This is a genomic window from Prevotella sp. oral taxon 313 (genome assembly GCF_003043935.1).
Lineage (GTDB): Bacteria > Bacteroidota > Bacteroidia > Bacteroidales > Bacteroidaceae > Prevotella > Prevotella jejuni.
Genome location: NZ_PYXE01000001.1, coordinates 1,618,654 through 1,632,483 on the forward strand (window position 1 = coordinate 1,618,654; position 13,830 = coordinate 1,632,483).

Annotated in this window: 3 protein-coding genes; all 3 read right to left on the reverse strand. The window is 48.6% G+C overall.

Annotation, left to right across the window (positions count from 1 at the left end; all coding sequences use genetic code 11):
- Positions 1-58: 58 nt before the first annotated feature.
- From AXF23_RS06330 to AXF23_RS06340, 3 genes are read right to left on the reverse strand one after another with little or no spacing between them, the layout of a single operon-like run.
- On the reverse strand, positions 59-604 hold the full coding sequence (locus AXF23_RS06330; RefSeq protein WP_107624704.1) for a hypothetical protein: 546 nt from the start codon (positions 602-604) through the stop codon (positions 59-61).
- On the reverse strand, positions 604-10,425 hold the full coding sequence (locus AXF23_RS06335) for a toxin TcdB middle/N-terminal domain-containing protein (protein WP_233251250.1): 9,822 nt from the start codon (positions 10,423-10,425) through the stop codon (positions 604-606). The genes AXF23_RS06330 and AXF23_RS06335 overlap by 1 nt, the downstream gene beginning before the upstream one ends.
- Before the next feature lie 12 nt (positions 10,426-10,437).
- The gene (locus AXF23_RS06340; protein WP_107624705.1) at positions 10,438-13,410 is read right to left on the reverse strand and encodes a DUF8202 domain-containing protein; all 2,973 of its coding nucleotides are present in this window, start codon (positions 13,408-13,410) and stop codon (positions 10,438-10,440) included.
- Positions 13,411-13,830 lie beyond the last annotated feature (420 nt).

Consider the following 13,830-nt stretch of genomic DNA (forward strand, 5'->3'; position numbering starts at 1 on the left):
CCCTTATATGGGTGTTAAGAGATATTTAAATACTAAAGCATATGGGACACTCATTTCACTAACACTCTACTATGAACATTTCCAATATAGAATTATCTACCACTAAGGAGAATGACCAAACCTTAGGCATTAGGGAATTTATAAGTTCTTCAAAATTATTCTTAAGTACTTCCTTTATTGTTTGCCGTTCTATGCTATTATAAAAGTGCCAAGATAGGTATTTTCCCCAAAGACGAATCGCTTCACAGTAACCATCTGCTTGTATTTGTCTTACATATGTTCCTCCCTTAAATAAAACAATAATATTAAAAGTTTGCAATTCTGAAGGAAGATGACAATGCTGAACAATATATGCTTCTATTATTTTTCCATTGACTTTTTCATATAAGCAACTAATATGATGTAACTTCTTTAAGGGTATTTCCTCTATATCTCCACTATATATATGTTGCTTCGCTTTAGACTTGCTAATATTACCAATATGTGGAAAATTCAACGCGTCAACCCATTGGTTCATTGCAACTTTCATAGAAACTGCATCTATTTGTAAAACGTCTGTTTTTTCCCCATATTGATAATTGGTTATAAAAGTATATTTGTCCATCACCTATTACCTTTATGGTTTCTACTATGGTTTTCACCACTGAAATTTCTACGTTCATTGGCCCGATTCATTTGTCTCTTTAATTTTTCTATTTGTTTTTTTACTTCAGGTGTTTTGTTAGGTGAAGACTTTAATTTGTCGTATTGCCGCTTATATTCTTCATATCTATCTCCATTTGCTTCTTTCTTTTTCTGGTTAGCATGAGGAGAATTCTTATTACCAGAAGAAACGTTCCCTTTCTTTCCTCTGTCATACCCTTGATTTCTATTATTGGCAGCATTCATTGTAACTAAAGTTCCTCCAAGAACAAGAACTTCACTACCTGTAACAACAACTGCACCCGCAGCAGCACCCACAGCACCAGGTGCTGTACCAATACCTGTTGCAGCTACAGTACCACTTGTAGCAATAACTGTTGTACCTGCTCCTGTTCCAGTTGCCCCTGCACCTATAGCCGTTACACCCACTACAAAAGAAAGATTATCAGAATTTCTTAATGCTCTATTATAGTCTTGTCGATTTCGAGGACTATATTTGTCTCGTAAGTTAGATGTCCCAGGTAGAATATTTGTAACAGTACCTATAGTATAACCCCAAAATGTATCCCAACCATCTTTTCCATCAGGATCAATAAATCTTATCGGATTATTATTACAATAAGCATAAGAAGAACTATTGTAATATTTTTCCTGCAACGGGTCAGTGCTCATCCAAACGCTCAACCTCGGTTCATAGTACCTCGCACCATAATAGTACATACCTGTTTCCTCATCAAATTCTTTTGCATTGAAGAGATAAGGCGTGTTCCATGTGTTGTTGCGTTCTTCAATGAATACTTCTCCAAATGGCACATATTCGATATGCTGTGCTACCTCACCGTCAAGGTTGGTGATGTAACTACTGCTACCCAAGTGGTCGGGATGGTAGTAGAACTGCATCTTTTCGTAGTCGTCATTTGGCTTGAAGTTGCCGTTTGCAGCCCTTGTACGTGCCATCGCACGAGCCTGTGCCGCCTCCGGCGTAGCGTCGTTGCAGCAGAAGCCCTGACCATTCACATAGTCGTCATTGTCCTTACCGTTATAAGGTTGGTCAAACGCCTTATAGTTATCCTTAATGGATTGCAGCTGCTTTGCATACTTGTCTTTGTAGTTGATGGTCAAGCCATCAGCTTCATTGCCTGCATACGGTATTCGTCTTGGGTCTGCGCCATAAGAAGCCAAGTCGCCAAGCTTGCTGACAATACGCTGTGAGCCAATGTAGATATGCTTGGTGTACTTGCCACCTTGCCCTGCTACGAGGTATGGACTGATATAAAGGCTGAAGCGTGCCGTACCGGTGTTGCCACCCGAGAACTCAGAGTTCACATAGATAGCTTCGTTTTCGCCTGAGGCCTTCACCGTGCGCTCACCATCGGCATCATACCAATAGTTGCTCACAAAACCGTTCTCATCGGCTGCCAACAAGCGATTCTCCTCGTCCCAACGGTACTTCTGCTCGGTTGTCTTTTCATCCTCCTTGCCGTCTTTCTTTACACGTGAGGTGTTGATATAGACAAGATTTCCGTTAGCATCGTAGGTGTACTTGTGTCCGTTGTTGATATTCGTACTCTCCATAGGAGTTTCTTCCGTTCGGTAGTTGATATCACGAACATTGTTGAGTTGGAACTTCTTACCCTCTGCGCTACCATAGGTATAAACGAGTTCGTAGCCTGCGTTGAGCGTGCCATCGAACTGCACACCTGTCTGCGAGAGATGTTGCTTCTTGCTCGTGATGCGGTGCATGTTGTCGTAGCCCATAGATAACGTATAAGAAGCGGCTTTATTGTCCGTTCCCTTATAAGTTCCCGTTGCGCTTGCCAAACGATACAATGGGTCATAAGAGTAACTGTGGCTCATCTGTCCGCCTGCCTTTCCACTCTGTGGGAGTGGAGCATTGTTCTTAATACCGAGTACGTTGCTCACTGCGTCGTAGCTGTAGGCATTGTCCATGATAGTACCTGCCTTAGCATTCACCACGAGGTTCTGCAAACGTCTGCGTGCAGGGTCGTAGCTGTAGAAGGTTTCCGCTCCGTTGCAATACTTCAGATAGGTGCGCTGCTCAAACTTGTCATAACCTATCTTGTTCACATAATCGTAGCCATAGGACTTGTAACCACGGACGTGGTCTACCTGTCCACCGAGGTTGTAGCCGTAGGTTACTTTCTCCTCATCGGGGTAAATCATCTCCAATAGACGGTCATGGCTGTCATACTTCCACTGTGTGACGTAGGTTGCCACAGCCTGGTTGGGAACAATCAGCGTGCGTACCGTCTTCAAGACCTCACCCATCTTACCGTAGTAATATTCGATAGCACCACTACCGTCCTCACGGAGCATCAATCTGCCGATACGGTTGTGAGAAGAGTTGATACCACCGTAATGGTACTTCACGTTATTTTCCGGATGGTCGGGATAGTTGATAGCCGTCAGACGACCGTAGTCGTACTCGTAATTGATGGTCTTGCCCTCCTTCTTGAGGTTGGCTGTCTGCTTGGTGAGTACGTTGCCCAAGTTGTCGTAGGTAAAGGTTGTGATTCCGCTGGCAGGGTGACTGACCTCGGTGCGGCGGTCGCCCATGTCATAGACGGACGTGGTGACGTTGCCTTCGGTGTCGGTCACCTTGACGAGTCGGTCGATGCCATCATACTCGAAAGAAGTGGTAATGATACCATCTGGTCCGCTGAGTTGCTCGGTCTTCACCGTCTTGCCACTACCGTCGGTATAGGTTGCTTGACGATTACCCAACGCATCAGTTACAGTCGTTACGAGTGCATTGCTACCTGCGTCCGTAGAGTACTCTGTCTTGGTCTCAGCATTGTCCGGAAGCGTTACTTTCATAGCCCGGTCAAGCACGTCATAAACTGTTACGGTTGGCGACACGTTGTCAAAAGCCTTGTTGAAAGTTGTCTTGCTGCCCACTGCTTCGGTTACAGGGTAATAAGCCTTAGCCACACGACCGAAAGCGTCATAGACATTGCGTCCGCTGACAATCATCACGGTCTCGTCTTTCGGAGCACTACCCTTGGCAGCTGTCGTTACCACACCGTCTTTCTTCACCTGAACGGGACGCCCGAAGCCGTCCACGAAGGTTACGGTCTCCATATCATCGCTTGGGTGCTGTATGTCGTAATGCTTCGTCACTGCGTAAGCAGGCACTGTAATACCGTTGGTGCCGAAAGTAGCCTTAGGCTGATAGTCAAAGGCAATGATGTAAGGCACGCCTGTTGCCAACTCATTAGGACCACGCACAGCTTTCACACGTCCGAGGTTGTCTATATCCGTTTCATAATAGAAGTGGTTGAGATCCATACGGCGGAGTGCCATGCCATAGCGGTAGTCGAAGTTGGCAGCCTCGCTACGGTAGCCAAATGCATCGTCTATGCGCTCCACATACATATTCATCACCGGCTCATAGCGGTAGGTATACCACATGCGCTGTCCCTTGCTGTTAGCAGGAAGCGTGGTCTTGATAATGTTGCCGTAAGCATCATAAGTATAGTCAGAGACGGCTTCACCGCTTCCGAGTTGTTGTTTAATCTGCGTAATATGGTCGGCATAGTTCAAATCGTAAGTCGCAGAAACTTGATGATAAATCTTACCATCACCGCCCGTTACGGTTACGTTGGTAGGTAGCCCGAAGATATGTTTGTTATCATTGTGAGCATATTGTATTGCGGTCTGGTAGTCGAACTTACCCGAACCGTCAGCACCCAACTTGCCCTTATCACTGAACTTGTAGGACTTCAATTCACCATGATGCCCCGTGAGGTAATACTCATTCCAAGCCTCTGAGGTGGTGATGCCAGTTGGCTGTCCCTCATACTGCTTATTGGCGGTATAGCGTAGCGGTACAAAGGCAGAGGCGCGGTCGCTACAGAGCTTGGTCTGCTTGGTGAAAGTGTACTTGTCGCCATTGGCAGTGAGGTAGTAGCCGTCGTACTCATTACGTGTCTCGGTGTACTTGTTGCCTTTGGCATCCTCCACAGAGGCACTAAGTTCGTTACCTTGTGCGTAGTAGGTGGACACATCATAGAGCTGCACAGCCTGACGATAGACTGCGGATTCACCCTGTTCGGTGTCGATATTCTTGGTTACGACCTTTCCAAAACCGAGGAACTCACGCTCGTGGCGATCCTTCTGTCCATCTGAATAGGCAAACATCGTCTTCATCATCGGTCCATCATCACGGATACCATCGTCAATGGTTACGGACGACATTACCCATTTACCACCGGGCAGTCCGTAGGTAGGCGTACTGTGTTCGTAGTCCAGTGTAAAGGTTCCGCCAAGGGAGTTGGTCACGCTCTTGAGCATGTTCGTTCTGCCGATGGCAGAGCGGGTTACTTTCAGTTCACTTTCCTTATCGGATTCCACAATATCGAGGTAGCCGTCGCCGTCTACGTCTTGCAAAGCATAGTTGTTACGATTTATACTATGACTGACAGAAACAACTGGATTTATGGAAATTTTAACAGGAATTAACTTTGGGGTAAAATTGACAGTAAATGCAACTTCAGCTCCCTCTGAAGTTGAGGCTGATTCGCTAAGAGAAGAAAGCCCTTTCCACTGAATGGCATCCATAAAGCCATTACCGATATTAAGTGCCACCATAATAGCCTTGCCATTGCGCCATACCTTATCTGGTAATCCGTCAGAATTTACATCAGAGAGATTATACTCTTCTCCATTCTTAGAGGTTACAACATTGTATCCCCCGGCGAAGCTTGATGACCCCTTATTGAAGCTACCACCTATATTGGCGTTATAAGTAATTCCCTTACCTCCTTGTATTCGATCAATTCCCCAATCAATCGGTTCTGTGAAGTTGTACCCTAAATTAAGTCGAACTTTATTTCCCTTAATAATTTTATCAGGTAGACCGTCTCCATTCACATCCATGAATGTTTCTGTGCTCCAATCCTTGTTAGAGGGAGGAATACTGACAGATCCAGACATACTAGCTTTTGCCTTGTTGCTGGAGCCTTGGTTGCAGGAATGATCCTTTCCTTTTGCAATATGAGCAATCGTAGAACTTATCGAAATAATGGGATCACTTCCCAATGCCCATCCTTCAGACTTATTTTCACTGCCAATGATTCCGATTCCACTATACTTTTCGCCACTGATACCTCCTTGCGAATTTGTATATTGTATGATTCCCTTTTGAAAAATATCCGGGAAACCATCCCCATTGAAATCCATCATAGTGGAGCGAGTTACACTCTTACCACTTGCATCATTGTATGTAAAAGCAATGCCTGCCTGATTGACATCACTTGTTGCAACCATTTCCTGTGTTATAGCTACAGCACCGGTTCCTTGTAGACACGTACCGGAAACTCCTGTTATATCATCAATATGTTCGAAAGGGTTAGTTAATATTACATTTTGTTCAGTTAGTCTTGAAGCCCCAGCCTCTTTAGCTGTAAGGTACAATTCTGCTCGTTGTCCTATCCATCTATCAAATGAACTTTGGTCTGTTCCTATTGGTACAAATGCCATTGTCAAAGGATCCATCTTGGCATCCTTGCTATCGGGGAGCTTCAGCAGTGATTCATCAATAGGTTTGCTATACCTACCTTCGGAAGCATTATAAACAAAACCACCCCAACCACGATACATTGTGCCGAAGCCTTTGTTCTCTGTTTGGGCATAGAAGCCTGCCTGTGCTGTTCCTATGCCACTGACAGTAGCTGCAGAAGTTACTGTCTGACCAGAGATGTTACCTGAATAGAAGTAATCTATCCATATCTTGCCTGCACTGATACCGGTGATTATCAGAGGATCCCCTGAAAGACTGCCACCACTGAAAGTGTAAGTCTTTTTACCCAGCAGTTTGTCTACAGTCTTGACAGTCATCGTTACCATTCCGTTTACCGTTGGTGGTAGCATCGTGATACTCGGAGTAACTGTCAGGGTTGAAACATTGGAAGCAAGTACTACAGGTTTACCTTCACTAACCATGTCAGCAAAGAGAACATAATGGGTTGCCCCTGCTGTACGCTGCCTGCTACCTTCCTTGCCTATGGTCTCTATTTGTGGGGTCCACTTTATTTTCGACCAGTCCACATTAGAAGAAGAACTGATTTCAAAGTTTAGATTTGTCAAGCCATCCGGATTAGGAATCGTCTGTTTAATTTCTCCGTCAAACGCTTCATTCCATGCTAAGGTACGGGTATAGATTTCTCTTTTTTTATAATTCGGATTATTATTACCCAAGCTGTCTTTTAACTCATTAGATGCGACAATTCTGAGCGTAACGTCATCTGTTGTGACGGGTTTGGCGAACTTGCCTGACAGGTTCAAAGAAGTGCTCTCTGCCACATTGGTCAGTGTATTGGCATCATAAACGGCACCCTCCTGAGGTTGATAAACAGTGGTAGATAATCCGCCGGGGAGTGTTTCTGCCGCACCTGTATAGGTAATGACAGGTGCCCATTTCACGTTGTCAAAGGCACCGTTGCTTCTTTCCTCCGTACCAGACTGGACACGGAAATAAATGCGGTCGCCTTTCTTGACAGTGATATTCTGTGCCGTAGCATTATAAGCTGTTGCATCTCCCTTGGCAATTTTCTTACTCCAGAGTTCTGTACTGCCTTTCTGAATGGCAAGGCGCACACCGTCAGCATGAGCATACTCATCGGCATCATACTCGCCTGTTGGAGTAATCAGACTAACTGTACTCGAGATGCTAACAATTCCATCCTTAGGTGCCTGCCATACACGCACCATGTCTTCCATCGGAGAGGATTTAATCAGTTCTGCTTGCTCGGCAGGATCAACCTCCCCAATAGTTTTATCTATTTTCTTGGCATCATAGATGATAGGGCTTGGTGTATCGGCACTGCTAAGCGTAAAATGAGGAATAGCATGACCTTGTTCGTCAATTTCTATATGATTAAAATAAACCTTACCACTAGAAACTATATCTACAAGCCCATCACCATTAACATCGCTGAAATATACAGAGGTTTTGGTAGTCGTGCGAGAAGTACTTGTAGCAACAGTAGCCATGATATACTGCCACCCAGCCTTGATGGCAGGTCCTCCAGAGAAAGTATTACTGGATGAAGCAGAAAATTTAGAGATACCAATAACTTTGATAGGTTCTCCATAGGTTATTTTCTTTTCGTCTGTGCATATTTGCGGACGATAGTACACAGAACCTCCATCCTGATATATCTTGTCGGGTAATCCATCTCCGTTAAGGTCTGCAAAAGTCAATAATCCCTTAGAATTATCATGAGAGTAATTAAAAGAACCACCAATAGTGCCACTTGTTGAAGAACTTTGATCATCAACTCCTGCTCCAGCATAGAAAGAGCCACCATAAGAAAGGCTTGTTGTTCCTCCTAAGGCAGTAGGTTTGTCGCTGAATATGCCACCAACTTCTTTGAGAGGACTTATAAATCCTGCGTCAAGGCCGTCATCGTGCGTATTCCATGTTTCCTGTTTTTCCTTAAAAGGCACATACCCCTTGGCAGCCTGTACATCATCATAATAGTCAAAATTCTGATAAGACACTTCTGCACCTTTGTCGTCGAGTTGCTTCACACCCGTAAGCACATCTTTGTTGAACGCACCCTCGCCATAGGTAAAGGCATAACTGCGGAGCGTACTTCCTTGGAAGTTCACCGTCAGCTTCTCTAACAAACGATTCGATGAGGTTAGGAAGCCATATCTTGCATTGTTGTTTTTGAGTCGTTTCTGTTTACTGCCTTCTAAGACAACCACTGTGTGGGGTGATTGTCCGCTATTACCAGCACGTACTTCCTTAAGATAAATGGCTTTTGCCACAAGTCCACCACGAACAGGTTCGTCGGCTGTCTCATAGACGTATTCGATATAATCACCGTGTGTTTCTTCCACACGTTTGAGCTTCCATTCGGTAATCACCTCACGGCTTTGACCGCTTGCATCGGTGATGGTACCTTTGAGAATGGCACCTTCTCCACCATAAATATATTTGATTCCTTGTTTGTCGGTTACTTCCCAAGTATAGTCGGCAGGAGAATTACCCTTGCGGATGATACGGCTGAAGTCTCCTCCCTGCCGAGTGTAGAACTGTCTGTCCGCTTTTCGGTTCATCTTCTCACCACGGTGGGCAACACCCATCTTGCCGTCATCCCCCATGGTAGAAAGCATGGATCCTGACATAAGGTAGGTCTCGGTTTCCTTTGCCGTGTCGTAACGGGGTACACCCCAACGGGTATCCAACGTAATAGAAGGAACAGAGAGATTCCAACCCTCTCCAAGCCATCCGCTGCCACCCTCACTGCTGTACTGAATGCCTAAGGACGGTGCCATACCATTGCGGGCAGGTGGCATCTCGAAGCCATACTGTAGATTAGCTGAGCCGCGGTTGTTAGCCGTAGGAGGAGTAATAAGATTGATTTTTGCCGTCGGGTCTGCCGCCTTGATGTCATTCATCATCGTCGGGGTAAATCCATCGGTCTGTGGAGATTCGGGTGCCTTGATTACACCGTTGATCATATCGGTGAAGTGCGTGGTGCGTGACACGACGCAGGTCTCCTTCTTATCCACCCTGACTCTTTCCAGTGCCACCCAGTGCTTGGTATTCTTGTCGAAGTAATAGGTATTGATGTCGTCTTCTGTAAAACCGCTCGGGATTCGCGTGCGGTCGTATTTTATCTTCACCGTTGCACCCTTGCCCTCGAAGTGGTTGCCGTGGGGCAGAAAGCGGTAACCGTCTCCCTTGGCGGTGACGTTGGTCATGCCGTAGTCAAGGGCAGGAATGTCCGTCTCGCGGAGTGCCGTGACGGAGTATCTGCCGTTCCTTGCGATGTCCGCAGCCTTCACGGAAAGGACGTTGCCGCCGATGGCGATGCTGTCCGCCCTGTGCGCGAGGAACCGCTTCTCTGCCTTTCCACCGACGGACACGAAGGCACGGGCATAGTCCGCCCTACCTCCTTGTATGGGTGTTATTTTCCTACTGATGTTCCTGCCATCAATGACTGCCGTGAGCTTGAGCTGTCTGCCCGTCGATGGCACGATGCCCTCGAATTCTCCGTCATGGACGGTGATGGTTGTGCCGTTCACTGAGATACGGCTTGCCTTCCCTCGTACGAAGCCGTAGAGGTAGGTCTGACCGTCATAGGCTATGGGGGCGGAGGAAAGGATTATTTCTTCCTGCTTATTGGTATTAGTCTTTGTCTTAGCATCCGCTACGGTTTCGATATGTACGTTCCTGACCGAATAGGCGTAGGAAGCATCCGTCGGAATGGTGAAGAGGACGGTGTTCCTGCCGTCCTTCAGCCACTCGGGGCTTATTTCCTCCCTGACGGTCTTCCAGTCCTTGGAAAGAACCGTAAGGTAGCCGCCGACAGCCGTGCGATCGTTGATGCTCCTGCTGATGCCCTGACCAGAACTTACGCCCTTGAGGTCATAGACCAGCCATGCGCGCATATTTGGAGAAACTTTCTCGACTGTTATCTCGAAGATGTTGTCCTCGGGGTTGTCCGAAACCCGTCCGTCGGGCTGTCCTATGATGCCCGATGGATGGTCTGCTGCATAGGTGGCTGCGCGGGATGCTGTCACTGTTTTAGTATTACCCCTTCTAATAGCCTGTGAGTTTCCCTGCGCAGCCTTCGCCGTGTTATGTGTGTTCGACGTGAACGTCTCGGTCTGTGCTGTCTCTTGTGATATACTCGTGCCGTTGTTTTCACGTGCACTGTCCTGTCCCTTGTATATATGCGTCGCAGCGATGGCTGCGGTGATGGCTGTCAGTAATGCCGCCGATATGAGGTAATGCTTTGTCTTCATAGCCGTTGGGGTTTAGTAGTTTGCCATTATCTTCCTTGTGAATTCTTCTTCTAAGGTGAGTGCTTTGACGACGTACACGCCCGTCTGCGGTACGGTGAAGTCGGCACGCTTTATGGTGCCTCCCGCCATGTCCGTCCGGCTCAGCAGCCTTCCCGATGTATCATAGACGAGCAGTTCGGCATCGGTCTCCTTGGCAAGTCTCAGCTCGGCACTGAACGCCATACCAGTCCCGTCCTTCCTTGTCACGGTGAGGGCAGAATGGGCTTGTCTCTCGATGGAGGAGGTGTTTTCTGCCGACCTTGCCTGTGCCTTGGGCACGTTCGGGCTGCACTCGCTGCCGATAATTACCGCCATGCTGTCCTCGACAGCCTTCCTCGTCTCGTAGGCCACGCCCCTCGAAACGCTCGTCAGGGCGAAGTCTCCACCGTCGATGCTCAGCCCGTCGATGGTCGAGAGTCCCTTGTTGAAGCCCATGCCGAAGAGCCAGCCGAGACCGGCTTTCTTGGCCGCACGGTGGACGACGATGCCGTTTACCGTATAGCTTACCGTGTCGGGGGTGAAGATGATCCCGAGTGCGTCACCTCCATTCAGGGTGACGGCAGCACCCATGGGCTTACCCTCGACCACGACTTGTGCCGTGGCATTCTTCACGTCGAAGCCGTGGAGGATGTTCTTTCCCAGTCCGAGCGTGGTGCAGAGTCCCGCCCTGTAGTCGGAGGTGAGCGAGGGAATAGTCCATGTGACCTCTCCCTGCTTTCGGCGACCGACCGCATGGGCATACTCGACGCCTCCCGTGCTCTCCGCCGTGATGTCGATGCCCGCGTTCTGCTTAATGAGCAGACTGTAGTTTCCCGGGAGCAGGTTCTTCACCGTGTATGTCTTCGTGGTGAAGTTTCCCCGTGAAGCTACGGCACCTTTCTCTATATTCTCCACGGAATCCGCCAGCAAGCTGTATGAAAAACTCGGCAGGCCGACCACCATGCTGATGTCAAGGCTGCCGTCCTTTCGCGGCTTTCCGCCCGTGCAGCTCGCATCGTGCGGTGTCAGCCGTGCCAGTATGCCGTCGAAGCTGGCGAAGGTGAACGTGTCGAATCCACTGCCGTCGGTGTCCATGAAGATGTTGTCGAAGATGAGTTTTTCACGGCTCGCGTCCTTGCGCGAGCATCTGATGATGATGTTTTCATGTATGTCGGTCTTGTCGCCTGCGTTTCTGTCTATGAGCATGAAGACGTTGCGGTAGTCCGCACCTGCGAACTTGTTGCCTTTGGCGAGGACTCCGTATCCGAGCTCAACCATGTTGCCGCTGTCTCCAAAGCCGTTCCTGCGCAGCTTGGGGATATTTAATGCTGTCTCGCCGCTTGCGATCTCGAAAATCATGCAGGCTGCCTTTGCCGTGCTTTCAACGGGTATGGTTATCTGCAGCTCCTTGCTGCCCCGGCCGTCTATGAGCAGAGTTACGCTGTTTCCTTTTCTGCGTACCATGAAACTCTTTCCGCCCGTGTTTCTTTCTACTATTCTGCTCTGCACAGTTCCGTTCTCTACGATTCGGATCTCACCCCGTGCGCTGACGTTGAAGCCGTAGGCGCACTTCGTGCCCGATGCCTCGGTGAAGCCCACGTTGTAGGCGGGATGGAGCCTCGGGTTGGTGTATTCCATCGTGCCGTTTCCCGTGTCGAGCGGGGAGCTGACGATGTATGCGCCCTCCTTGGGATCATTCTGCGACACTGCATCCATAAAACCGTCGGAGGTGTCGGTGATGCCGTTCTGCGTCCAGATGTCCTTGCTGTACTCGGTGGAGTCGATGTTCGTCCTGACGAGCCACCTGCGGTTCATGACGTGCCACGGTGTTTTTCCTTCCGTCTCGACGGTGGTCGTGGCGGCATTGTCGTCGCCCCATATCATGTAGCCGCCGTCGGGCATGGGAGAGCCATCCTCGCGTCCCATGACGAGAAGGCGTTGGCTCGTCGGCAGGCCGTATGGGTCTGCGTCTCTGAAGCTGTCGTATGTCTTTTCAGTAGAATATCTTGGTGCTTCCTCGTAGCTCGTCGTGGAGAGAGGCTGGAAGAGGTCGCCCGCGTCGTCACGCCCGATGCCCGTCACCCTGTGGTGGTAGGCGGCGCTTTCGTCCCTGTCCCATGAAAGGTTGCCAGTCCCCGTATAGTATGAGCCGTTGAGCGTGATGCCGTATCTGATGGCGAGATAGGTCTCCACCTGCCTGCGCTCCAGCGGCGTGAGCGTCCTGCCGTATGCGATGAGCTCGGGCGTGTAGCCATTGAGCGCACCGCCCCCGAACAGGGACTTGTCAAAGGCTGTCGAGAAATTGACGTCTCCGTCCCTGTATGTTCCCGTGGTGATGGTCGCACGTCTGCCTTCTCCCCACACGGAATGCACGGGGGCGTATGCCCTGATGTATGAGACGATGCGGGGACTCGTGGACTTGAATTCCTCTGCGGTCTGCCTCTCGCTCCCCGAATAAAGAAGGTCCTCGCCGGCCGTGCTTCCGTAGTTGAGCGGTTCTATGCCCTGCTGCCCGACCGCCTTGTCCCTGCTCACGAGGCTTCCCGCACCCTTGCGTCCGCTGACGGCATATAGCACCTCGTCCTTGTTATAGGCGGTGGTCGTCGGGGCAAACACCCCGATGACGGTCATCTGCGCGAGGTTGGAGTATTTCAGCAGACTCTCCTTCGGCTGATTCCCCTCGGAGAAGTTCAGGGCGGGGTTGAAGTTGAAAGTCCGTATCCATGTGTGCCGCTGCGTGAACTCACCACCGTAGGCTGCGCCCTTGGCATCGTAGAAGTTGGTTCTCACGGAGTCGCCCGAGAAGTCGCGCCAATGATAGTACCCCTGCAGATCCGTCGTCAGGGGGACGGTCTTCAGCCATGCCTCCGCACCGCTGACCTGACCGGGTGACTGCGCACGGGACTGCACGGGAATGAATAAGGCTGTAACTATTAGAAATGCTGTTTCGTGTAAATGTCGTCCCATAAGTTAATACTGTCTATGTTCTTTTTCAGTCTGATAAGATACCCGCAATAAAAACGGTAAAGAGAGAAAATCCGTAAAATAAAAGTGGGATGGATTGTATCGTGTGTGCGAAAATTGATTAATGCAAAGCCTTTTCGTAGAGTCCTGCATATCTCCCTTGACTGCCGAAAGTGGCGTTCGTTATGTCAAGGGGGCTAAATTGGTAAAATCAACGTTGTCTTCATAAGCATGAACGTTTAAGTTGTTTTTTCCTAAGCGCAAATATAGGTTATTCTTCTTTAATTTGCAAGGAATTGCACAGAAAAATTTTATTTTAAACACACAAAAGGATAATGAAGACAATAAAAAGGAAGTATTAGACAGCAAATTCACGATGAGATGGGCTTTGGGCATAAAACGGCAATTCAAGTGCGGAAAAAT